Here is a 22,997-nt window from a genome sequence, read left to right as displayed (position 1 = left end):
CCTACCTTTCCACATCACCTGTCTCGTTATGGACAGCCTTCTCAATATCCTCGCGCGTCGACAGCGGCGTATCTCCCTGAATCGTATGGGCCAGCCTTGCAGCAGCAGCCGCAAATTCAACTACCTGCTCCAAAGGAAGCCCGCGCAGCAGGCCGTCTATAATACCGCTGGCATAAGCATCGCCCGCACCTACGCGATCATGAACAGAAAAGCTGTGCTCTCTGCCCATAATAAGACGCTCCTTGCTGAATATAAATCCCTTTAGCGAATGCGTATTGTCCCCGTTAATGCGGCGATGAGTGCCCGCTATAGTCTCAATATCATATTGTTTCGCCACGGCCGGAAGCAACTCCTTCAACTGCTGCTCCCGCTCGAGCGCAGCTGCCTGCATGCCAAGCACAAACATGGCGTCCTTTTCGTTCATCATCACCACATCCGCAAGCTCAAGCAGCTGCTCGTAATGAGGTTTTGCGCGCTCATAGCCATCCTTCCCCCACAGCGTCGGCCGATAATTGCAATCAAATACAATTTTCCGCCCCTGTCGCTTGGCTTCCCGAGCAAGACGCATCATGCTGCTGCGCACCTGATCGTTCATCGCCAGCGTAATGCCGCAAAAATGGATGACGTCCACCTCTGCAACGGCTGCCGCCAACTGCTCATCGCTAAATGAAGCCGTATTGAAGCTGCTGCCCAATCGGTCCGTATACGTTACCTTGCTTGCCCTTGCGCCAAACCCCTTCTCCAAGAAGTACATGCCCATATACTGTCCTGAACGCATAATATGGCGGGTCGATAATCCCAGCTTGCGCAAATTGGCTACGGCCGCCTCTCCCAGCGCATTGTCAGGCAAGGCCGAAATGAGATATGCCTCATGGCCAAACCGGGACATAGCCGATAACACATTGACACCGCTGCCCGAGAAGGAATATTTCAGCTGATTTTCCTGCGCAAGCGTACTGTAGCCAGGCGTTTCAAGCCGCATCATGACCTCGCCGAACGCAGCCATTTTACTCATATTTATCTACCAATTGCTTGAGAGAGTCTAGCAGCTGCCTCACCTGTTCAGGTCTTGTCTCGCCAGTAGCCGGGTCAATAATCGAAGTGTACACATGCGGGATGACTTGAGGCACACCGGCCTTCAGCGCAATTTCCAATATCGCACTAAAATTGTCCAAATCAATGCCGCCTGTAGGCTCAAGCGCAAAATTCGCCTCGGCGCAGGCCGCGGCTACTGCACGATATTCATCCTCATAGCGCAGCCCATGCATCGGATAATATTTCAATGCATTTCCGCCCATATCGCGTACCAGCGCAATGGCTGATTCTACAGGCACAATCGCCTTCTGCTCCAGTGGCGCACTATGAACGCCAGTCGAAATATTAACGTAGCCTGCCTTGCCGCATGGTGATACCAGCGCATTGATCCAGCCCGCACGCTCCCTGAGGTTAGCTCTAGTAGCCCCTACCGCTGGGAAAATCTGATTAATGTGCGCGCCCTCATATTCCCGAACGATCTCCGCTACAACCGCCGCCTGGCGGTTGTCTCCCGCTCCTAGACCAATGGATACCGCATCCTCAATGTGCGATCCATGGGTACGCATAGCCTCTACAGCCGCTTCGACCGTACGATAGCTTTTGGACAAAATCCCAACGACGACATGCCCTTCAGCCGCAGCGAAAACCTGCTTTGTATTTTCCAATGATCCAGTCAGCACATTAAGCGCCGCCCTGTTTTTATATAGACGTTTCTCCAGCTTAGACATGTGATGCCCCTCCTACAATTTGTTGTATCCGTTCAATGATTACCGCAAGATCATCTCCCTGAAGGGAGCGCGGGTCCAGATCAAAATACCCTTGGCGCACGCCATAATCCCGCGTGTATACCGCAATTTCCCCTTCACGAAGCTGATCATTGACCTCGCCTGCGCTAAGGCCCGCGACAGACGCATCCAGCCGAATTCTGCCTCGGAAGATGGAACGTCCAGCCTCATCCTGTACGATATCAACAGATACTCCCGGCAAATTCGACAGCATCATCAGCTGCTTAAGAGCCTGCTTCTCCTGCTCGCTTTTATCCTCCTTGGCCACATACTCGTCAAGTGCGGCCAGCAGTCCAAAAAAAACTTCCTTGCCCACCTTCATGCTGCGCCCGATTCCGTGAAGCTGCATTCGAACCCAGTCCACATAAGGGCTGCGGCCTGCCACAATACCCGAGGTTGGCCCTTCTATAGCCTTGGAGCCGCTGTAGATGACCAAATCCGCAAGCTTAACGTAGCTGTGCAAATCCTCCTCCGCCGCTGCATCCACAATGAGCGGTATCCCATGGCGCTTGGCGACTTGCTGTGCTTCTGCCAGGCCAATCATATTTTTTTGCACGCAATGATGGGATTTGACAAACAGAATAGCTGCGGTGCGCTCGCCAATCGCCTGCTCCAGATGGTCCGCTCGCCCTTCGTTTGCGTAGCCGGCCTCTACCAGGTGCCCGCCGCCTAAATAAACCATCGTTTCAACCGGCACTCCGTATTGGACATTATGGCCCTTGAACATTATAATTTCATTTTTCACAATGGCATCCTGATGCAGCCGAAGGGAGGCACGCTCCGATCCTCTTGTTACGACAGCCGCAACAGACAAAGCAATGCCGCTTGAAGCCGAATTAACGACGACCGCTCCCTCTGCCCCCATAACGGAAGCGATATGCTCGCCGGAACGCTTTACGAGCTCTGCGATTTCCACATAGCTCTGCCCGCCTTGCTTCATCGCCTCCATTACGCTATCCGTCGGCGCGGATACGCCAAGGATGCTCATGCGTCCGCTAGCATTCACCACCCGCTTAAGCCCATATTTAGATTGCAATGTAATTGCCATTTACTACTACCCCTTCCGGCCTAATATGCTGCGTCCCCAGACGTTTCTCACCCTCCGAGTCTGTCAGCGCCACCTTTTCTTCTTGCACTGAAAAAACCGTTAAATTGGCTAGGTCACCCTTCTGTATCCGCCCAAGCTCCGGACGCTTCAGCCAGCTTGCCGGGCTGCTTGTCACCCGGGCAATCGTTTCCTCAAGCGAATAGCCAAGGAGCAGAAATTTATCAAGCGTATGCGCCATGCTGTACACCGGTCCATGCAGCCGGTTGCCGCGATACATATCCGTACTGATCGTGTCCGGTGAAATGCCCGCCGCGCGTGCCCGTTCCGCTACCTTGAACGAAAAGCTTGCCGTGCCATGGCCTACATCCAGCAGCACTCCGCGCTCCCTTGCGGCGACAAGCTCGGGAATCGCTTGCCCCTGCTCGTCGAACAAGCCGTTGGCCTTGCCGTTGAAAGCATGCGTGATCACATCATTGCCGCGCAAATAGGGCAAAATTTCTGTAATAGCTGGCGGTCCCGAGCCGATGTGCAGCATGAGAGGCAGGTCCACGCGGTCAGCGAAGCCGCGAGCCAGACGAAGCGGTTCAATTCCCTGCTCTTTGACTACGCTGCTGCTGACCCTCGCCTTCAGGCCTACGATAAACTTGCCATACCGCTCCACCGCTTCACGCAGCAGCTGTTCATTTAACCAAGCGAGCTGCGAGAGCTCATCCGTCCGCGTCAGGCCAATATGCGATACATTCAGCAGGGCAAGCACACGGGTTTGCGCTTTCTGGCTTGCTGCATACAGACCGCCAATGCGATCGGCTCCGCAGCTTCCCGCATCCACAATGGTGGCAACGCCCTGAAGTATGCCAATTTCGTCAATGTCATCTCCGTACGGCTCCAGCGCGGCATCCGCGTGAACGTGCAAGTCAATCCAGCCGCTGGAAACGTAGGCCCCCTTGCCATCCATTCTGCAACCTGCCGCATCTGCCGGGAGCTGCGGCGCTATATCAATAATGCGCCCGCCGTTGACTACGATGGCAGCCTTCTCCCCAGACAATAGCCTGACATTATGCAAAATAAAATCCTTCACTTTATCTCTGCCCCTCTCTGGCTTATCAACCCTATGCCCGATCGAAAAGCTGCTGTCTAACTTTTTTTCAAAAACAGCTTAACACAATCTAGCATCAAAATAAATATAACGTTATAATGTTTACAAGGATGAAGAAAAAGGGGCGTTCTTGTGCGTTATTTCAAAATAAAAGCAAATACACTGACTCAGTACATCAGCAAATATTGGAGCCAATACAAGTCGCGGCTTCTGTTCAAATATGCGGCTTCATACATTGTCATGTTTTTGGTTCCGCTTACAGTGGTAACGATCTTTATTTATGAAAATGCAGCCTACAATTTGCGCTCTGAAATTGAACGGGCCAATCTCAATCAATTGACGCAGGTCAAGCTGACGATCGATGGACATATGTCCGATCTCTATGAAATCGCCAGCCGCATATCCTATGACGAGCATTTAACCCCCTACATGATGAGCGATCCTTATCACAGCCGGGAAGGCATTAATACGCTCGCCAGCTACACAGCCAACAGCAGCATTGTGGAGCAGCTCTTTCTCTATTACCATGACCGGAATGAAATCTATTCCTACGAAGGCATGACCAGTCCAGCAACCCTCTTCAACCGGGTGTACAAATATCATAATTGGAGCAGCGCGAGCTTAATGAAAGCGCTTAACGATTCTGGCGTTCCGCTCATTCGTCCCGCCGAGCCTGTCTCCATTTATTCAAGGGAGGAAGCACTGCTCACCTTGCTCATCCCGATCAAGCCCAATGACCCTTACCCCTATGGCACGGTCATGTTCCTGCTCAAGGAAGCCAAGCTTACCGGTCTGATGGACACCATACTCAATCAGTACAAGGGCAACAGCTACATTCTGTCTCCCACGGGCGAGGTGCTGACCTCCAATACGAACGGCACATCGCTCTCAAGAGAAGCGCTGATCGACATTGCAGCGTTGGAGACAGGCATACACGGCATCCGTCTGGACGGGGAAGCGCAATCCGTCGTTGTGGTCAAATCCACCGAAAACGGCTGGAGCTACGCTACCACTATGCCGACCTACCAGTTTTTTGAGAGTGTCGTTCACATCAAGACGTTAATTATGCTTGTATTCGCTATCGCAGCTCTGACCGGCATTGTGGCGGCCATTATTTTAGCGCGACGCCAGTATCATCCAATCAAAAATCTGATTGACTTTGCCCGTCTTCAAACGGGCGGCCGCGATGAAGCGCTCAAGGTGCGCAACGAATGGGAATGGATCACCCAGACCTTTCGCGACTATAAAGCGCGTATTCACTGGCAGACGCCGTTCGTCCGCAATCAGTGCCTGATGCTGCTGCTGAAGCACGGCAAACCAAACGATCCCGAGATCGAACGGATGATTAAAGAAACGGGTCTTGAGCCGCCGGATGCCGGAGGCGCTTATTTCTCGGCTGTGCTCTCATGGAACTCTCCGGCTGAAGACGAGCCGGATCAGCCGGATCATATGCTGCAGCTGGAGCTGCTCAGCCAACTGTCATTTCCGGAGCTGGGCGTTCAAGTATACGGCGTAGAATTTTCCGTCCGCGACCGCTTTGCGCTTATGGTGCTGCTGCCGGACCAAAGCTACGAGCAGCAGCAGGCTACGATTAACCGCCTTTTTGAAGCCATTCGGGCGATGCTGCAGGAGCAGACAGATACGCTGCCGCATATAGGCGTGGGCACGATATATCCAAGCTTGTCAAAGATCAACCAATCCTTTATCGAGGCTTCCACCGCCCTTGATTATCGGAAGCCGGGAGAGCCGGCCATTACCTTCTTTGACCAGCTCCAAAATGAGCAAGCCGTGTCGCAGGAAACGTTCTGGCTGTCCAAAAAAACGATTCTCAAACTGGAGCAAAGCCTGAAGCAGGGCAACGAGCCGCTAGCACAGTCCATGCTGGCCGGCATGGTGCAGGAAATTAAGCAGGAGTCGCTTTCCGTCCCCATCTTGCGTCTTATTTGCTTCGACATACTCAACACTATTTTGCGGGTCGCAGCCGATTTGGGCATGCAGGGCGTGTTCGGCCGCGTGCCTGCGCTTACTTCCTTCGACACGCTGGAGGAATTCGAGAGCAAGCTGGCTATGCTGGCTGGCGAGGTTTGCAGGCAGGTCAACCATCAGACGGAAACCAGCCAGCCCTCATTAATTGATGATCTGGTTGCCTACGTCGATCAGAACTATGCTGATTATACGCTGAGCCTGGAGCATATTGCCCTGCGTTTTGCTGTATCAACCTCTTATCTTAGCCGCAGCTTCAAAGAAAAGACGGGCATGAACTTCACCCATTATATTTGGCAGCTGCGCATGAACGAAGTGAAAAGACTGCTTATCGCTACCAACGATCCGCTTCAAATTATTATCGAGCGGGTAGGCTATTTGGACGCCCCCAACTTTATCCGCAAGTTCAAGAAGGACAGCGGGCTGACGCCGGGACAGTTCCGCAAGCAGCATTGCCAGAGCAACACCCCTTCCTATTAGACGCCCAAACAGGCCAGGGGCAAGTGAATGGCTGAAGCCGGATCACTTGCCCCTACTACCTCTGTTATTGCGCCGGCTCGTTTAGAATATATTCTACCAAGTCATCCAGCGGCACTGTGGCCAGTGCAATCGCCGTGTCGGTTACGCCATAATAAATATATAATAGCCCGTCTTTGACGACATTGCCTGTCGGGAAAATGACGTTAGGAATTTGAAAGCCAAACTTCTCATAATAAGCTTCCGGCTCCATAATAAAATGGCGGGTGCGCGCGATTACCTTCTCCGGGTTTTCCAGATCGAGCAGCACTGCGCCAACGCGGTAAACGATCTCCTCGTCCACGCCATGATACAGCACTAGCCAGCCTTTGTCGGTCTTGATTGGAGGCGTGGAGCCGCCGATTTTGCGGGATTCCCACTCCGGATTTTCCCCTTTAATGAGCAGCTTTGGCTCCTCCCAATGGATGAGATCCTCGGAATAGGTAATCCACATGGCCGCTTTTTCTGTCCCGTACTGCTCGCCTACATATTCTTCCGGGCGGCGAAGCAGCACGAACTTGCCATTAATTTTCTCCGGGAACAAAATATTGTCGCGATCGTTAATATCCAGCGGCGTCGTATCGGATACAAACTCCCAATCCAGCAAATTTTGCGATTTGAGAATGGATGAGCGAGTCAGCCAGTGGCCCTCCTGCTCTCCCCATCCGTCCGGATACTCGGGAATGGATCTGGCAGGCACGCCGGCACCGGTCGGGTAATAGCTCATCGCGCACGGGCGAAGCGCATAGTTCAGATAGAAGGTGCCGTCAATTTTGACCAGACGCGGGTCCTGTACGCTGCCATAAGGAAAACCAAGCATATCCGGCGTTACAATCGGCTCATCCTTCACATGGGTAAAGTTTACGCCATCCTCGCTCTCCAGCAAGCCCAAAAAGTTTTTGCATGGCGTAAGCGACTCCGCCGTTCTTTCGATCATATAAAATTTATCGTTATCAATAATGACAGCCGGATTAAAAACCGTTACCTTTCGCCAGTCATATCCTCCCGGCACAACGATGGGGTTGTTCGGATGCCTCGTAATTTGCATGTTCATTCTCCTCCTGCCAAGGCGCTCTCCCTTCTGGCCGTATTGATGCAATACCGCTTTCCGGGAGGACGCCAAGTCATAATGATGTTGTTATTTTAATCGTTTTGATCTCAAAAGGTTGGAAGCTGAGCTGGAGCTTGTCGCCGCTCATAGTCAAATCCGCCAGGTGATCCTCCAGAATATTGACTTCTGTGACGGCAAACCGCTCACCGGAAGCGAGCAGCCTCGCGGATAAACGAATGACCGCTTTTGAGCGCCCGCCCGCTGCTTCATACATCCGCAGCACGATGCCTGATCCGTCCTGCGCAGGCTTCACCGTATCCAGAATAACCTGATCGCTTGCCAAGTCAATCCAGGAATGCTCAAAGCCCAAGCTTTTATTGACTGCATCGGTAGCGGGATGGGAAGCGAAGGCAGTATTGCAAGTGGAATCTGCCTTAATCGCCCGCAACGGCTCATTGAGCCCTGCTGCTACACGAACCGTTTGCGCCTGCTGCCAGCTGCCTTCATGAGGATACAGCGCATAAGTGAACACATGCTCGCCCCGATCGGCTCCCGCGTCCGGCCAGCTCGGCGCACGCAGCAGCGACAGCCGCAGAACGGCGTCCTTGATGTCATAGCCGTACTTGCAATCATTCAATAAGCTTACGCCATACCCATGCTCGGACAAATCTGCCCAGCGATGTCCGCATACTTCATATTGCGCCTGCTCCCAGCTGTTGTTGTGATGGGTCGTGCGCTCCAATGCCCCAAATGGAATTTCATAAGCCGCTTTGCCGCTTACGATCCCAAGCGGGAAGGCAACCTTGAGCAGCTTATGATTTTCCTGCCAATCGACATAAGTACGGAACTCGATGCAGCGGTCATGAATTGGAATTATCATCTGCTGCCTGATACGCGACTGGCTCAGCTGCCAATTCAGCTCAATTACGATACGGTTAGTGTTATGCTCTAGTTTGCGCCAGCCCAATAACTGCTGCTCATTTGCGCGCTTGCTCTCATAATCTGGAGCAATGTCCCACGCATCCCACAGCAGCGGCGTATCATGGAATAGCTGTAATTCGTTGCCGAGCCTTCCTGCCTGCAGCAGCTCGCGATCGCAAGGCTTGTCGTACAAGCGGCTGATAAGCCCTTCCGCATCCAGTTCAATCGTATAATAATCGGTTTCAAATACGCCGATGCCAGTGCTGCCTGCTGAAGAATTATCGGATTGACCAGACCGCTCATCGTTGTGCCCAGCGATGCATGGTTCCAAATCAGACCGTACAGCCTGGGGAGCGCCCTTCACCGGGCGCAGCCAGAACGTTTTGCAGCCGAATGCAGGAATCATGCCCGTTTGCACAGCAAGCTGCCCGGCTTCTCCCGGCTCCAGCGGAGCTTCTACTCGGCAGGGCAGCTCGCCATTCGCATCATAAGCCGCCATCTGCTGCATTCCCGGCTGGAGCGGAATGTACGCCATTCCATCCCGGGCCCAGCCCAGGCTATTGAAAGCAACATAGGCCGCCCCATCGCTTTCCGTTTGCATTCGGCCGGCCAGCATCCCCATCGCTTCCTCCAGGGCTTCATTGCCGAGCCTCATAATCTCCTCATACTGCTTGGCCGACGTTTCGTACACCTCTGGGATGGAGGTGCCCGGAATAATATCATGAAATTGATTAAGCAGCAGCAGCTTCCAGCCTTCCTCCAGCCGCTTCCCAGCTTGGCTTTGGTGCTGCGGGTCCAGCATGCCAGAGAGGCTTAGCCACACTTCCGCAGCGCGATAAAGCTGCTCGGCCTGACGGTTGCTTCGCTTGTTCTTGGCATGTGTCGTGTAGGTACCCCGGTGCAGCTCCAAATACAAGTCGCCATGCCAGTCGGGCAGCTTGACACCGCTGCTGCCTATGCGGTCAAAAAACTGCCGCGCTGTCGAATATTTCGCCTGCGGCTGTCCGGGGATATAGGCGGAGCGCTCGATGTACTCCAGCATTTCATGCGTAACTCCGCCGCCACCGTCGCCGTGCCCATACAGCAGCATTAGCTCGTCGTGCCTCTCCTTCTCTTTAAAGGCCTGCCAATGCTCCTGAACCTCTTGTGGACGAGTATGCTCGTTCAAACCATGATTTTGATAGGCGACAATGCCGGTGCCGTCAATGCCAACCCAGTTGAACAGCGTATGCGGGAATTCATTCGTATCATTCCACCCCAGCTTGCTCGTCATAAAATAGTCGACTCCTGCCTGCTTAAGCAGCTGTGGAAGCGATGCGCAGTAGCCGAAGGTATCGGGAAGCCACTCAATTGCGGAGCGCTGGCCGAACTCCTCCTCATAAAACCTTTGGCCGATCAAAATTTGGCGAACCAGCGACTCGCCGCTTGGGATATTCAAATCCGGCTCCACCCACATGCCGCCAACAAGCTCCCAACGTCCTTCGGCAATCCGTGCCTTGATGTTTTCATACAGCTCCGGATAGTTCTGCTTTACGAACGCATACAGTATTGGCTGGCTTTGCGAGTAATTAAAGTCCGGATATTGATTCATTAGCGCGCAGATGGTGGAGAAGGTGCGGCTGGCCTTGCGAACGGTTTCCTTGATTGGCCATAACCAGGCAATATCGATATGCGATTGGCCGACCATATGCATTATGCCGCTATTGCCGCCCGCTTGCTGCGTCTCCTCCAAAACCTTTCTCAGCCTTGCCTCCGTCTCCCGACAAGCAGACAGATTAATGAAAGAATCGCCTCCCGGCTCATACAGACAGGCAATAGCTGCCTCCAATGCCTCGACAAGCCGTGAACGTTGCACATTCCCATCCGGCAGCAGCGCAGCTGCCTCCTGAACTATGCGCACCGTATGCAGCAGGTGATATACCGGCCAATTGATCCGTGCCAGCGTAATCGAAACCCCGCTGATCGGCGGCTTTTGTTTGGATTGCCCGTTAAGCGGATCTACGGGCTCGGGAATTGGATCATACAGCTCAATCTCCATATCCAGCTCTACGCCTGGTTGATAAGTCTTCGGCAGCGGCACAAACCAATGGTTGTTATCCAGACCGTGATAGGGCGATCCGCCCAGTCGCAGCAGGCCTTCGCCGCCTCCATCATACAGAAGGACGGCTTCTCCCGCCTCCCAGCTCTCTGGCAAGACAGCCTGTTTGCGCAGCATATAGGTTGTGCCGTGCCCCTCATTGAGCTGGGCAAGCTCAGTCAAAGCCCAGCCTTCCGAAATAGGCTCATAGACGCCAGGGGCAATATAGCGCAGCTTTTGCAACTCCCAATGGGTCAGCTGAATGCGCTCTAGCCATTGCCGCTGCTCCAGCCAGCGGACAAAACGATGGACTGGTTTCGTAATCATCTCGCCTCCGAGCTGACGCGCAGCGGCGCCTCCAGATAATGCTGGCTGCTTGACCCGATCATAATCGTAAAATCGCCAGCCTCGACTACTCGCTGCAATTGCTGGCCGACAAATTCCAGCTGTTCGCGTCCAATAACGAAGCGTACCTGCTTGCTTTCTCCCGGTTCCAGCCAAATTTTGCGGAAGCCCTTGAGCAGTTTTTGGGGGCGCGTAACCGAGGCGGCATGATCTGTAATATATAACTGCACAACCTCTTGCCCCGCCATTTGTCCGCTGTTGCGCACGTCCACTACAGCCGCGGCATAGCCTTCTTCGTCTGCACCTGCATCCTCGATCCGCAGCTGTGAATATTCAAAGCTTGTATAGCTAAGACCATAGCCAAAAGGATATTGCGCTTCAAAATCCATTTCCAAATAACGTTTGCCCCGTGTACGGCGCTTGTAATAATAGACGGGCAATTGCCCCACATGCCTAGGAATGCTCACTGTCAGCTTGCCGGACGGATTCACATCCCCAAACAAAATATCCGCGAGAGCATGCCCGCCCTCTTGTCCCGGATACCAGGCCTCAACAATGGCATCGGCATGCTCGACAATCCACGGCTCGACAATCGGACGGCCATTTATATAAACGACGATAAGCGGCTTGTCCAGCTTGCGCAATTCCTTCACCAGCTCCAGCTGTGAGCCGAGCAGGTTCAGCGTCATTCTGTCGATGCCTTCTCCGCATTCCATTTCGCTTTGAGCATTGTCAGTTACAACAGCCGCTCCCGTTACCAGATCGATGGTTCCCTCGCCAAAGTCCCTCGCGCTTGAGCCTCCAATCGCAACAATAATCGTATCAGCCTGCCGCGCACAATCAATAGCCGTTGCAAAGCCTTCCCGCGCCTCTTCCTTGATGCGGCAGCCGGGCGCATATAGAACGCGTTCCCTATCTCCACCCAGCGCAGCCCGCACACCGTCCAGAAGGGTCGCTATTTGGCCTTCCTCCTGGGGAGACGTATAATCCCCCAACTGATTATATGGAGCATTGGCATTGGGGCCAATTACCGCAACCTTGCCGATATTTTTATTCAGCGGCAACGTTTGCCGTTCATTTTTCAGCAGTACGATGCCTTCAGCCGCTATTTTGCGAGCCAGCTGCTTATGCTCCAGACTGCCAATGACCTGCGACGCCTTTACTGGATCAACCGTAGGGCGATCAAACAATCCCAGCTCAAACTTTAAGCTCAGCACTCGCAGAACCGCTTTGTCCAGCGTCTCCTCGTTCAATAGCCCCTGCTCGATGGCACTCAGCAAATGTTTATTGAACATTTCCCCAGACATCTCCATGTCCGTTCCAGACTCCAGCGCCAGCTTAACCGCTTCCTCGCCGCTTGCCGCAACATTATGTCCGTTCACAAGCATCCCCAGCGCACCGCAATCGGTAATGACGAAGCCGTCAAATCCCCACTCCTGCCGCAGCACCTCGTTCAGCAGATAAGGACTGCTGGTGCATGGAATGCCGTCAATCTCGTTGTAGGCCGTCATAATAGAGCGCGCTCCGGCTTCAACCGCCTTGCGGAAAGGCAGCAAATCCACCTCATGCAGCTCGCGCAGCCCCATATGCGCCGGCTGCGCATTGCGCCCGCCTTCAGTGCTGCCATAACCTGCAAAATGCTTGAGCGTTGCAAGCAGGCTGTTCTCGTCAGCAAGATCCTCGCCCTGCAAGCCTTCAACTGCCGCAACTGCAAACTCGGCTATCAGATAAGGGTCCTCGCCAAAGCATTCCTCTGTCCGGCCCCAACGCGGGTCGCGGACAACATCAAGCACCGGAGAGTAGGTAACGGCACCTCCCTGACTGCGGGTTTCCACAGCAACTGCACGGCACATCTCCTTGTACAGCTCTATATTCCATGAGCATCCAAGCAGAATGGGTACAGGGAATACCGTTGCTCCAATCGCCATATGTCCATGCGAGCATTCCTCGCCGAACAATACCGGAATTCCGAGGCGGGAATGCTGCATCGCATATTCCTGAATTTCATTGATTGCCCTAGCCCCCTGCTCGGGAGACAGTCCTGTGGCAAGTGTTACTTCTGTCCATGGATCTGCCCGCAGCACGCCGTACAGCGAACCAACCGCTCCTTGCCGCAGCTGCTCCTTGAACTCGTCCGTCAGACGAATGCTTCCATCCTCTTGCTTCTCATAACATTTCCAGCCAAAGGGCTGTATCAATTGGCCGATTTTTTCGGGGATCGTCATGCGAGCTAGCAGGTTCTGTGCTTTCCTCCCCGCTTCAGCCTGCCTGTTGTCTTTGTCCACCTGAAAGCACACCTCTCCTAACCATCGGATTTCATGCTATCCGCCGGCTGCGGATAAAGCCGCAGCCGGCGGGAGCAATTCCTCTTGAATGGCTTTTTATCTAGTAACCTAGTTCCCCATGGAATGGCAATTAAATGCTAGCTTTAGCTTTGCTTCCATCTGTCATAAGCGCCCTGATAGATTTGGCTCATGCGATCGCCGCCCATTTTGGTTACAGTGGCGATGTATTTGTCCCAATTGTCGAACGTATCGGCGCCCGTAATAAACTTCGCCTCCATTTGGCGTACATACGTTGTCAAATCCGAGGTCAGCGTCGTTACCTCCGCCTGTTCCTCTGCTGTCAGGAACAGCGTCGGGTATGGAATTCGCGAGCCATTGTCCAATAGCTTGGTCTTGGATTCGTTCGCTACCCACTCATCAAATTCCGTAGTCAACCCCAGCTGAATTTCTGGAATCGAAATGGTCGGCGCTGGAATGCCGTAGTTTGGCGTCAGCGTTGCCCGGTAATCTTCACGGTCTCCGCCGCCCGGAACCGGCAAATATTTCTTGATCAGCTTGTCGCGATCGGTATACTCCCACAAAACGCCCTCTGGCCCTTTATTGAACATCAATGCGCCATCATAGCTATAAATGTAGTCCACCCAGCGCATGGAAGCTTCAGGGTGAGCATTCGTTTTGGAAATGGCAAAAGCTCCTGTCGTTACACCCTTGCTCTTGGCAATGACTGCCTTGTCCACCATATCGCTCTTGACTGGCAGGAACATCGGGTCTTCCGTGCTCGGTTCGCCGCCCAAAGTCATATAGGCATGCCAATCAGAGAACAGCGCGACCTGATTATTTTGGGCTTTTGCTTTTTTCTGCTCCGCCGTCTGCGAGAACGTCTCATGATCAAGCAAATCCTCCGCCCACAGACGATTCAGGAAGATTAGATACTCCTTATAGCCATCCTCAATCGGCGTGTAATGAACGACATCGCTGTCGTCTACAAAAATTTCTTCCTCATAAATGCCATAGGCGCCAAGCAGCCAGGTGCGAATATCGCGCAGATTGACAGAGGACAATGGCACCTCGTCGGCTTTTCCGTTTTTGTTCGGGTCCTCTTCCTTTACGCGTTTGAGGAACGTATACAGCTCCTCTGTTGTTTCCGGCAATTTATCATAGCCGAGCGCTTTCAGAAAATCGCCGTTGTACCATAGCGGATTGCGGTACCATGGCTGATTGAACTCGATAACCGGCATGGAGTAAATATGACCGTCTGGAGCTGTAATGGACTTGCGCACCTCTGGATAATCCTCCAGCACTTTTTTGAAGTTGGGAGCATAGTTTTCAATCAAGTCCTCAAGCGGAACCAAAATTTCCTGCTCGCCGTAATTCATCTGCTCGGCAGGAGTAAGCCCCGCAGCATAAAACACATCTGGATATTCGCCGCTGGAGAAAATAAGGTTTTTCTTCGTATCGAAGCTTTCCTTCGGCGCATTGTTAAATTCCATCTTAATGTTCGTGAGCTTCTCCATCTCCTGAAGCACGGCCATATCCTTCCAATTCTGAATACCGACATCAGGCGCTGTCAGCGTTAGCGAAATCTGCTCGTTTACAATTGGAAATCCTTCCTTGGCTACCTCTGTTTCAACCTCTGTCTGCTGCTTCTCATTCGATGTTCCGCAGCCTGCCAGCAAGCCTGCCGCCAGAGCGGCAGATAGCAGCACCGACGCGCCTCTCTTCATCTTCTGCATCGTAAATCCTCCCTTTTTTATAATCATAACGCTATAACAAATGATTGCGAAATAGCTGGCCTCCTACACATCATGCCGCTACCCGCATGCATCTATTACCATCCTGTGATGAAATGTGACGGAGATCCTAACCTTTGACGGAGCCAATCATGACCCCTTGAACGAAATAGCGCTGCAAAAACGGATACAAAGCGACAACCGGCAAAGTCGAAACGATAATAACGGAATATTTGACCAAGGAGGCAATTTCAGCTTTGTTGTTCATTGCCTGGGCAATATCGCCGCTGATGGCTGCTCCGGTCGTTTCCGCCGACATCTCCTGCAGCACCAGTATTTGGCGCAGCACCATTTGCAGAGGATATTTCATTTCGTCATTCAGATAAATAAGCGCCGGAAAATAGCTGTTCCAGTGACCGACGCCATAGAACAAGGCCATAACGGCAATTATCGGAGCGGACAGCGGCAGCACGATTTGGAAAAACAGCCGCAGATTGGTACAGCCATCCATATGCGCAGCCTCCTGCAGCTCCTTCGGAATCGTGGAGTGGAAGAAGGTTCTGGCGACAATGATATTCCATACGGAGGCGGCAACAGGCAAAATCAACGCCCCCATTGAATTGATCAGCCCCAGATTTTTGACTGTCAGATAGAGCGGAATTAAGCCGCCATTAAAAAACATCGTAATGAGAAACATCGCCATAAAAAAGTTGCGGCCAACAAAGTCGGAGCGGCTCAGGGCATAGGCTGCCGGCAATGTAATTGCCAAGTTCAGCAATGTCCCGACTACCGTATAGACAATGGTGTTGCCATAGCCGTTCCATATTTTTGGATTCGAAAAAACAAGCTTATAGCCATCCAGCGTCAGACCTTTAGGCAGCAGCCACATTTCCCCCGAATTAACGAACTTTGGCGTACTGATGGAAGCGCTGACGATATAGATAAGCGGATACAGCACAACAATGAGCGCAAGGGCCAAATAAATATAGTTTGCTGCCAGAAACAGCCTGTCCGAGGTGGATTCCCTCATTGACTTCACCATTTTAAACCTCTCCTTTCCTTTACCATAAGCTTGTTGCACTCGTACGTTTGGCAATTTGGTTCACTGTAATCAGCATGAGGGCATTCACAATTGAATTGAACAACCCTACGGCAGTGGAGAAGCTGTATTGTGCGCTTACGAGACCTGACCGATAAACGAAGGTCGAAATGACATCCGAGCTTTCCAGATTCAATGAGTTTTGCAGCAATAAAATTTTCTCGTAGCCAACGCCCAAAATATTGCCGGTATTCAATATCAGCAAAATCGTAATGGTCGGGATAATGGTTGGCAGGTTAATGTGCAGCAGCCTTTTGAACCGGCTTGCTCCATCGACAATGGCCGCTTCATGTAGCTGCGGATCAACTGCTGACAGCGCCGCCAAATAAATGATCGTTCCCCAGCCTGTATTTTGCCAGACGCCGGAAATGACATAGACCGTCTTAAACCAAGCAGGATCATTTAGAAACTGCGGCGCATCGATGCCAAGTGCCTCAAGTCCGCGGATAAGCATGCCGCTCGTCGGGGATAGAAATGAAATAATCATCCCGGTCATGACTACGATAGATATAAAATGTGGCGCGTAAGTAATCGTTTGCACACTTTTCTTGAAATAGCCGTTGCGGATTTCATTGAACGCCAATGCCAAAATGATTGGCAGCGGAAATCCGATGGCCAGCTCATAGAAACTGATACTGAGCGTATTCCAGAGCAAATCCCAAAAATAATGCGAATTAAAGAAACGTTCAAAATGCTGAAAGCCGACCCACTCACTGCCGAAAATACCTTTGGACGGAATAAAATTTTTGAAGGCAATTTGAATTCCGTACATCGGTGCATAGTGGAATACCGCAAAATAAACAAACGCGGGAAATATAAATAAGTACAACTCCCAGTTTTGCTTCATTCGCTTGGCGATCCCGCTTGATGGTCGCAGTGAAGGCGGCCGTATAGCCTGCTGTGCTTTACCGTTCATTTACTGATGCCCCTTTCCTGTTCCTGTACCGCTCTGCTACAAATTATAGGCGGCGGCCTGGGCAGGATAATATATGTCGTATTTGAAGCAAGCGCGCAAAAAAGGCCAAACCCGCACTACTACTGGGTTTGACCACTGTACAAAAGCAAATTTAACACGCTTGCAACAAAGGGCTGTAAGCGCTTTTGTGTTGTTTTTGAACCGGATTTCTATGCTGCAAATGATACATATTGCCGTTCTGGCGGCCATATGCCATCCTGTTGGGTAAGTCGAGCTCGGACATGACCAACTTTCAGGAGGACAATAAAATGACACTGCCAAAATCGATTACAGCTTTTCTGGAGGAAGCCGACAAGCGTCTGGCCCATCATCCTAAGCTGCAGCAATTATTCCGTAATACGTTCCCTAACACCTTGGAAACGACAACCAAACTATTGGATGACGGTACGACATTCGTATTCACCGGCGACATCCCGGCCATGTGGCTGCGCGATTCTACTGAGCAGGTACGCCACTATATTCCGTTTGCCAAAAACGACGAGCAGCTGCAGCGCATCATCGGCGGGCTGATTGCCAGACAAATCTTCTATATCAATATTGATCCGTACACCAATGCTTTTAATGAAACAGCTAACGATCGCCATTATCGCGACAGCGACGACTGTAATTTAAATCCATGGATGTGGGAGCGCAAATACGAGCTGGACTCGCTTTGTTTTCCCGTTCAGTTGATGTACTCCTATTGGAAGGAAGCTGGACAAACCGACATTTTCACCAATGAATGCTATCAGGCCCTCACCTCTATCGTTGAAGTCATGATCACCGAGCAGCGCCATCATGAGCGTTCCAACTATCATTTCATCAGGCAGACCAAGCAAGAAACCGAAACGCTGCCGAACGAAGGGCGTGGAATGCCTGCTAATTACACGGGAATGACCTGGTCGGGCTTTCGCCCAAGCGATGATGCCAATGTGTTTGCCTATAACATCCCTTCGAATATGTTCGCTGTCGTTGTGCTGGGCCATATTATCGAAATTGCAACCGAGATTTATAAGGATGAGCGTCTGGCAGAGCGGGCGGAAAAACTGCGCAGAGAGATCGATTTTGGCATCCGCCATTACGGTATCGTGAACCACCCCACTCATGGTTCTATCTACGCGTATGAAACGGATGGCTTCGGCAATTATTGCCTGATGGATGACGCGGGGACACCGGGACTGATTTCCATCCCTTATATCGGTTATGTAGGCACGGACGATCCTGTTTATCAAAATACGCGCCGCTTTGCCCTCAGCTTCGACAATCCGTTTTATTTTGAAGGCAAGCATGCCAAAGGCATAGGCAGTCCCCATACTCCTGGCGGCTATGTATGGCATATGGCTCTCTCGATGCAGGCTCTGACCTCCGATAATGAAGAGGAAATTAAAGAACTGATTCAGGTGCTGATCGATACGGATGCAGATACAGGCTTTATGCACGAGGGCTTCCACCCGGATAATCCGGCAGACTTTTCCCGCGAATGGTTCGCCTGGTCGAACAGCTTGTTCGCAACCTTGATCGTCAAGGCGATGGATAAAAATATTATTTAATTTTGAAGGATGAGCGTAAGCTCTTACGGTAGATGACCTGCTGCATGCTATGACGGATTTAAGCGTCGGGCTGTGCAGCAGGTTGAAAAATAGCGTTTGTCCTTCTCTAATAAGCCTTGTTAGATATGAAGTAATTGATGAAATAATACTTTTCTATTTCCTCTTACCAGTTATTCTTATTTTCTTTCCATATATGACTTTAGAAATTTCATTTTCTATACTAAGTAATTCTTCATGCACCCAAAGCCTATTAGTCGCTACTCCCCCTCCCATACCGCCAGAAACTATATCACCGATATTAAAAAGTTCAAAATAGATACCTCTTCCATCTTCATCTTCCCAATATAATCGATCTATATCTTCTAAAAGCCTGCTAAGCGTTTGCGAGCTGCACCTTATTATTTTTACAGGGCATACTAAATATATTTCTCCTCCATAATCACCTTCCATTACTAGGTATGCATTTTCATAATTTTTAGCCGTTTCTAGTGAGTCAATAGATTGATGTGGAATTCCATGTGCTTCGCCTAATATATGCCGGAGGGGGCTATGATGATCTGGAATTTTATTTTCTTCATTAGACATAAATTATCAGCCCATCTGTTTTTAGAATGTTATATGTGCCTTTCCTTAACGCTCTTGCACTCACAAACTTTTTAGTCTTTGGTACTTCCACTCCACTCTTCCCCAATCATTCCATAAGTTACTCGATCTAAATATTTGCCGTTTAAAAATTCGAAGCATCGAACGGTTCCTTCTTCCTTAAACCCTAGACGCTCTGGAACGGCTCTGCTCCTAATATTGCTGGTAGCCATGCAAATTTCTACTTTGTTTAATTTAAGCTCTTCAAAAGCATGCTTCATAAATAACGAACACGCCTTAGTAGCTAAACCTAACCCTTCAAAATCTTGCGATAACCAATATCCGATTTCCGTCTTCTTGCTATGCCAATCAAAATATAAATAACCAATTGATCCTGCGAGTTTTCCTTTGTGCCAAATTCCAACCCAGTAGCCGTTATTAGCTGCAAATGAACTTAATGTTCGTTCAATAAATTTCCTTGTATCATTTATCTCGTGTGTATGATTGGGAAAATCAAGCCATTCGCTAATGCTGTCTCGACTATTATCAATTAACTCAAACAATTGTTCAGCATGTCGATTTTCTAAAAATGAAAGGTAGGAATCCTGATCTATAATTGATTTGAACATATTTAGCCCCCTGAAAAAATGAATTTATGGATTATATAATTTTGCATATATTAATTCGAATTTTGTTGTTGGTCGTAATATGCTTGCTCTGTTTCCTTGAAGATTCTCGCCCGTATGACTATCATACCAAGCTGAACAAGTGTTACATTCTTTAATTAGAATATTCTCTGTTAAGTTAGTATAGTAATACAGGGCTCCTTGACATCTATCACAGGATTCTTCAAATGGCTTATTAAAAACTAATAATGATTGCATGAGTCCCATATAAATCGTCATATAACTCTTAACGATTCGTTCATTTTTAAGCCTTTCATAAGCCCGTGACGTGTCCGTTAACATATCTTTCGTAATCATTATTTCCAATGCTTTTATGCAATTGAGTCTATTATTAAAAGGGTTTGTCCACGTAGGATTTATGTTTTTAATATATTTGTGAATATAAATCCATGAGCTTCTGATCGCAGTGATAATCGCATCATTATCGATCTTATTTTTCTCGGAAAATACGGGTTCTAACTCTTCTGTAGCATGTTTAATATGCCCATATATATTCACAGCTTTACCTCTCTCTCCTTTCCCCCTAACCTATAAGCTTCTTAAATAATCTGTTGTCCCCGTTAATTCTGACCATCTGGCAGAGAGAAATTTCGCATAGTTCAGAGGACTGATGCCATAACTCCCCAGCGAATGCCCATCGTTTATTTCTACCAGCTTCATATTCCCTTCTTGATCAATGCCAAAATCCATACCATATGCGGCTGGCGCATCAATAAAATCCGAAACCGCATTTTTTATAATATTTAAATCCAATTTTGAATCCCAAGCACCTTTATAATATCTAATATCAAGTATTTGTCCGTAACGTATAAAACAACGCCATTCTGTTGCAAAATCAACAACTTCCGAACACCAGATAGTCGTATCCACATTTTCTTCAACTAATCCGATAAAATCTTTATATTCTCTTACAACGGTTCCCGCAAATTTTTTTGTCATGTCTTTTGGCTTTATAAAAACATTCCAGTTCTGTTTATTTTCAAAAAGCTCCTGAGTAGTTGTCGTCCATATTTTTCGGCCAAAATAACGAGACAAGGAAGTCGGATAATCGATTTCTCCTTGATTCCTTTCTACACCTAAAAACTCAAGACGCTTTCTCACGTTACCAATTCCGCCAACTACTAAATCTTCAGGATTATTTTCTTTGATTTCTGCTATATCACTAAACTTAATGGTCTCCCATCCTAATGACGTAAAACCTTCGTTAGCAATAAAAGCATTCACATTATAGAACTCTCCGTTCTTGTTTGCCTGTATATATGCTTTCATCCAGTACACCTCTCCTTTATCCATTAAACCAAACTCCAAAATCCGCAGCTTGAATACGATACTATGCGATGCCTTTGCTTTTTTAAAATCAGCTCTCACACAAGGGTTTACTGGCAATTATTAATCCATCTTGTTCATCCAAATGTTTCAAAATCTTGTCAACGTCAATTATATCTAATTTCTTGTTAATGATTAAATGTTGTATATTAAAGCCTGGCGGATCAAGATTATCACGGCAAAAATGTTTTACTAGCTTTTGTGGAGTTGTTACAAGACACCATCGTTTGCTTCCATCAGTAAAAGTAAGCGTAACTTCCACTAAATCAAAATCATTAATCTCATCATCAAATTTCCAGCTTTCTAATAATGGAATTGAAGCCATACCTTCGATAAAATACGGTTTCGCAATCCATACTGCTCTTCCATGGTTTCCTTTTACTCTATACTTTTCCTCATCTTCATTTATAATTTTATAGGTTTTTCCTTTGCTTATTGCGTGGCCGTAATTACCTATGCTTCTGCAAGTAACATATCTATCTTCCATGCTTTCACTCACTTCTAATTTTCTTATTTAGACTTTTAAAATTCTCAATTGCACCTTCTCCATTAGCCTTTTAAAAGTAAATTCCGATTATTTTTGTTTCGTCAAATTCATCAATTTCGTAACTATGTTGCAGTAAGTAAACGTATTCCATCAGATTGTTCTCCTTGGATTGAAAAAAAGATTATATAATAATTTCACTAATAAGCTCCAGTAATTTTGCCTAATATAACTGTATACACGAAGTATCCGTCTTCTTGAACCTACTTACACAATTCTTCAAGCATCTCCTGATAAATCTGATAGTTTTCTTCATCAAAACAAACGAACTGTATTTTATCTATAGCTGAATGCAGTTCAACATAATTTTTGACTGACTTCAGCGCAATTTGAGCTGCAACGTTTTTGGGAAATCGATATATCCCAGTACTTATGTTAGGAAAAGCTATGCTTCTTATATTATGCTTACATGCAAGTTCTAAAGTATTTATGTAGCAATTCTGTAGTTTTTCTTCCTCATTATTTTTTCCGTCATTCCATACCGGCCCTACAGTATGTATGACATATTTCGCACTCAACTTACCAGCCGTCGTTATAACGGCTTCTCCTACAGCACAACCGCCTTGTCTGGCTCTTATTTGTTTGCATTGTTCAAGTATTTCACTTCCACCAGCACGGTGAATGGCACCATCTACGCCCCCACCGCCCAGCAAACTAGTGTTTGCAGCATTGACAATACAATCTACTTCAGATTTTGTAATGTCCCCATTTATCAATTCAATGATCGTCGAATTAAATTCTTTCCTCATTTATTTTCAACCTGCCTTTCGTACCTTTCAGAAAACGTTCCTGTATTTTGGGTGCTATACCACCTTAAGCTCGATGGGCTGCCGTGGATACGATTAACTACTTACAACCGTTCTTGAGATCGTACTATTTGCTCTATTAATTCATCCTGTCCTATTAATAATTTACTTGAGGTTTCTTTATAATCATGGATTGATATAGCATATTCTTTGGGATCTGATGGACAGACGCTCCATCCCTCCCTTAAAGAATAACCATAAGAAATTTCTATTTGCTGAGTACTAACTTTTCTGATTTTAAAACATCCTGTATATTGATCTGAGAAGTCAATTGGTAAGTAGCGTTCTTCTTTACTACCGAGGTTAATTATGTTTTCAATCCAGTATGATAATAGACTTTTTAACGATGCAGCTATCTTACAGGAACTATCCCTTTCAGGTTGTATCGTATCCTCTATCTCAAAATAATAGGTATCAGAAATGACTAATAAGTCCATTTCTTTAAAGCTTAAGATTAAATCCTCATGAGCTGTACCATTCTCTTTAATAAATACCTCCATTGAGTTCCTCCAAAATAAGACTTCTCGCTCTGTCATCTAACGCTTTCGTATTCATGATATCTAATCGACTTAATTCA

20 protein-coding genes are annotated in these 22,997 nt (G+C 48.8%); 2 read left to right on the top strand and 18 right to left on the bottom strand.

The features are described 5' to 3' along the window. Position 1: 1 nt before the first annotated feature. From BBD42_RS16560 to BBD42_RS16545, 4 genes are read right to left on the bottom strand one after another with little or no spacing between them, the layout of a single operon-like run. Positions 2–1,015, bottom strand: coding sequence for a sugar kinase (locus tag BBD42_RS16560; protein WP_099519048.1), 1,014 nt, complete (start codon positions 1,013–1,015; stop codon positions 2–4). Continuing rightward, entirely contained in the window at positions 1,008–1,763 is a 756-nt protein-coding gene (dagF, locus tag BBD42_RS16555; RefSeq protein WP_099519047.1) for a 2-dehydro-3-deoxy-phosphogluconate aldolase, read from the bottom strand. The genes BBD42_RS16560 and dagF overlap by 8 nt, the downstream gene beginning before the upstream one ends. Continuing rightward, positions 1,756–2,868 (bottom strand): DgaE family pyridoxal phosphate-dependent ammonia lyase, encoded by a 1,113-nt coding sequence (locus tag BBD42_RS16550; protein ID WP_099519046.1) that lies wholly within the window; start codon positions 2,866–2,868, stop codon positions 1,756–1,758. The genes dagF and BBD42_RS16550 overlap by 8 nt, the downstream gene beginning before the upstream one ends. Continuing rightward, the gene (locus BBD42_RS16545; protein WP_099519045.1) at positions 2,846–3,946 is read right to left on the bottom strand and encodes an amidohydrolase/deacetylase family metallohydrolase; all 1,101 of its coding nucleotides are present in this window, start codon (positions 3,944–3,946) and stop codon (positions 2,846–2,848) included. The genes BBD42_RS16550 and BBD42_RS16545 overlap by 23 nt, the downstream gene beginning before the upstream one ends. Before the next feature lie 150 nt (positions 3,947–4,096). On the opposite strand from BBD42_RS16545, the gene BBD42_RS16540 reads away from it, so the two are divergent. After that, a complete protein-coding gene (locus tag BBD42_RS16540) occupies positions 4,097–6,427 on the top strand; it encodes a helix-turn-helix domain-containing protein (RefSeq protein ID WP_099519044.1) in 2,331 nt (776 codons plus the stop codon). Positions 6,428–6,491: 64 nt separating this feature from the next. On the opposite strand, the gene BBD42_RS16535 is transcribed toward BBD42_RS16540, so the two are convergent. The 6 genes from BBD42_RS16535 to BBD42_RS16510 form a co-directional block, all read right to left on the bottom strand. Further along, positions 6,492–7,511 carry a glycoside hydrolase family 130 protein gene (locus tag BBD42_RS16535; protein ID WP_099519043.1) on the bottom strand — a complete coding sequence of 340 codons (1,020 nt, stop codon included), beginning with the start codon at positions 7,509–7,511 and terminating at the stop codon, positions 6,492–6,494. Positions 7,512–7,587: 76 nt separating this feature from the next. After that, positions 7,588–10,839 carry an alpha-mannosidase gene (locus BBD42_RS16530; protein WP_099519042.1) on the bottom strand — a complete coding sequence of 1,084 codons (3,252 nt, stop codon included), beginning with the start codon at positions 10,837–10,839 and terminating at the stop codon, positions 7,588–7,590. Beyond that, a complete protein-coding gene (locus tag BBD42_RS16525; protein ID WP_099521642.1) occupies positions 10,836–13,082 on the bottom strand; it encodes a glycoside hydrolase family 3 N-terminal domain-containing protein in 2,247 nt (748 codons plus the stop codon). The genes BBD42_RS16530 and BBD42_RS16525 overlap by 4 nt, the downstream gene beginning before the upstream one ends. A gap of 203 nt (positions 13,083–13,285) precedes the next feature. Further along, positions 13,286–14,875 (bottom strand): extracellular solute-binding protein, encoded by a 1,590-nt coding sequence (locus BBD42_RS16520; protein ID WP_099521641.1) that lies wholly within the window; start codon positions 14,873–14,875, stop codon positions 13,286–13,288. A 127-nt stretch (positions 14,876–15,002) separates the two neighbouring features. Beyond that, the gene (locus BBD42_RS16515) at positions 15,003–15,914 is read right to left on the bottom strand and encodes a carbohydrate ABC transporter permease (RefSeq protein WP_099519041.1); all 912 of its coding nucleotides are present in this window, start codon (positions 15,912–15,914) and stop codon (positions 15,003–15,005) included. A gap of 19 nt (positions 15,915–15,933) precedes the next feature. Beyond that, a complete protein-coding gene (locus BBD42_RS16510) occupies positions 15,934–16,887 on the bottom strand; it encodes an ABC transporter permease (RefSeq protein WP_099519040.1) in 954 nt (317 codons plus the stop codon). Between the two features lie 308 nt (positions 16,888–17,195). On the opposite strand from BBD42_RS16510, the gene BBD42_RS16505 reads away from it, so the two are divergent. Further along, on the top strand, positions 17,196–18,476 hold the full coding sequence (locus tag BBD42_RS16505; protein ID WP_172455522.1) for a glycoside hydrolase family 125 protein: 1,281 nt from the start codon (positions 17,196–17,198) through the stop codon (positions 18,474–18,476). A gap of 153 nt (positions 18,477–18,629) precedes the next feature. Here BBD42_RS16505 and BBD42_RS16500 read toward each other — a convergent pair whose 3' ends face one another. The 8 genes from BBD42_RS16500 to BBD42_RS16470 all read right to left on the bottom strand — a co-directional run bounded on the left by BBD42_RS16500 (position 18,630) and on the right by BBD42_RS16470 (position 22,920). Beyond that, positions 18,630–19,061 carry a hypothetical protein gene (locus BBD42_RS16500; protein WP_099519038.1) on the bottom strand — a complete coding sequence of 144 codons (432 nt, stop codon included), beginning with the start codon at positions 19,059–19,061 and terminating at the stop codon, positions 18,630–18,632. Between the two features lie 71 nt (positions 19,062–19,132). Then, positions 19,133–19,687 (bottom strand): GNAT family N-acetyltransferase, encoded by a 555-nt coding sequence (locus BBD42_RS16495; RefSeq protein ID WP_099519037.1) that lies wholly within the window; start codon positions 19,685–19,687, stop codon positions 19,133–19,135. A gap of 24 nt (positions 19,688–19,711) precedes the next feature. Then, complete coding sequence (locus BBD42_RS16490) at positions 19,712–20,242, bottom strand: hypothetical protein (RefSeq protein WP_099519036.1); 531 nt, start codon at positions 20,240–20,242, stop codon at positions 19,712–19,714. A 30-nt stretch (positions 20,243–20,272) separates the two neighbouring features. Then, positions 20,273–21,037 carry an ATP-grasp domain-containing protein gene (locus BBD42_RS16485; protein ID WP_237163120.1) on the bottom strand — a complete coding sequence of 255 codons (765 nt, stop codon included), beginning with the start codon at positions 21,035–21,037 and terminating at the stop codon, positions 20,273–20,275. Between the two features lie 64 nt (positions 21,038–21,101). Then, positions 21,102–21,557: a hypothetical protein gene (locus BBD42_RS16480; RefSeq protein WP_099519035.1), complete on the bottom strand. Its 456-nt coding sequence runs from the start codon at positions 21,555–21,557 to the stop codon at positions 21,102–21,104. A 70-nt stretch (positions 21,558–21,627) separates the two neighbouring features. Next, positions 21,628–21,708 carry a DUF7336 domain-containing protein gene (locus BBD42_RS32865; RefSeq protein WP_481855977.1) on the bottom strand — a complete coding sequence of 27 codons (81 nt, stop codon included), beginning with the start codon at positions 21,706–21,708 and terminating at the stop codon, positions 21,628–21,630. Between the two features lie 109 nt (positions 21,709–21,817). Continuing rightward, positions 21,818–22,363 (bottom strand): O-acetyl-ADP-ribose deacetylase, encoded by a 546-nt coding sequence (locus BBD42_RS16475; protein ID WP_099519034.1) that lies wholly within the window; start codon positions 22,361–22,363, stop codon positions 21,818–21,820. 101 nt (positions 22,364–22,464) lie between these two features. Continuing rightward, positions 22,465–22,920: a hypothetical protein gene (locus BBD42_RS16470; protein WP_099519033.1), complete on the bottom strand. Its 456-nt coding sequence runs from the start codon at positions 22,918–22,920 to the stop codon at positions 22,465–22,467. Positions 22,921–22,997: the final 77 nt, after the last annotated feature.

Origin of the sequence: Paenibacillus sp. BIHB 4019, from assembly GCF_002741035.1 — a bacterium.
GTDB lineage: Bacteria > Bacillota > Bacilli > Paenibacillales > Paenibacillaceae > Pristimantibacillus.
Note: the sequence above shows the minus strand (reverse complement) of the source record. Positions and strands in the feature narration are given on the sequence as shown.

What these genes read in the sequence shown, in the direction of transcription:
- BBD42_RS16475 (WP_099519034.1), bottom strand. Translation starts at nt 22,363, where the DNA reads ATGAGGAAAGAATTTAATTCGACGATCATTGAATTGATAAATGGGGAC.
- BBD42_RS16515 (WP_099519041.1), bottom strand. Translation starts at nt 15,914, where the DNA reads ATGGTGAAGTCAATGAGGGAATCCACCTCGGACAGGCTGTTTCTGGCA.
- BBD42_RS16530 (WP_099519042.1), bottom strand. Translation starts at nt 10,839, where the DNA reads ATGATTACGAAACCAGTCCATCGTTTTGTCCGCTGGCTGGAGCAGCGG.
- BBD42_RS16535 (WP_099519043.1), bottom strand. Translation starts at nt 7,511, where the DNA reads ATGCAAATTACGAGGCATCCGAACAACCCCATCGTTGTGCCGGGAGGA.
- dagF (WP_099519047.1), bottom strand. Translation starts at nt 1,763, where the DNA reads ATGTCTAAGCTGGAGAAACGTCTATATAAAAACAGGGCGGCGCTTAAT.
- BBD42_RS32865 (WP_481855977.1), bottom strand. Translation starts at nt 21,708, where the DNA reads ATGGAATACGTTTACTTACTGCAACATAGTTACGAAATTGATGAATTT.
- BBD42_RS16495 (WP_099519037.1), bottom strand. Translation starts at nt 19,687, where the DNA reads ATGTTCAAATCAATTATAGATCAGGATTCCTACCTTTCATTTTTAGAA.
- BBD42_RS16510 (WP_099519040.1), bottom strand. Translation starts at nt 16,887, where the DNA reads ATGAACGGTAAAGCACAGCAGGCTATACGGCCGCCTTCACTGCGACCA.
- BBD42_RS16505 (WP_172455522.1), top strand. Translation starts at nt 17,196, where the DNA reads ATGACACTGCCAAAATCGATTACAGCTTTTCTGGAGGAAGCCGACAAG.
- BBD42_RS16525 (WP_099521642.1), bottom strand. Translation starts at nt 13,082, where the DNA reads ATGACGATCCCCGAAAAAATCGGCCAATTGATACAGCCCTTTGGCTGG.
- BBD42_RS16550 (WP_099519046.1), bottom strand. Translation starts at nt 2,868, where the DNA reads ATGGCAATTACATTGCAATCTAAATATGGGCTTAAGCGGGTGGTGAAT.
- BBD42_RS16560 (WP_099519048.1), bottom strand. Translation starts at nt 1,015, where the DNA reads ATGAGTAAAATGGCTGCGTTCGGCGAGGTCATGATGCGGCTTGAAACG.
- BBD42_RS16520 (WP_099521641.1), bottom strand. Translation starts at nt 14,875, where the DNA reads ATGCAGAAGATGAAGAGAGGCGCGTCGGTGCTGCTATCTGCCGCTCTG.
- BBD42_RS16470 (WP_099519033.1), bottom strand. Translation starts at nt 22,920, where the DNA reads ATGGAGGTATTTATTAAAGAGAATGGTACAGCTCATGAGGATTTAATC.
- BBD42_RS16480 (WP_099519035.1), bottom strand. Translation starts at nt 21,557, where the DNA reads ATGGAAGATAGATATGTTACTTGCAGAAGCATAGGTAATTACGGCCAC.
- BBD42_RS16485 (WP_237163120.1), bottom strand. Translation starts at nt 21,037, where the DNA reads ATGGATAAAGGAGAGGTGTACTGGATGAAAGCATATATACAGGCAAAC.
- BBD42_RS16500 (WP_099519038.1), bottom strand. Translation starts at nt 19,061, where the DNA reads ATGTCTAATGAAGAAAATAAAATTCCAGATCATCATAGCCCCCTCCGG.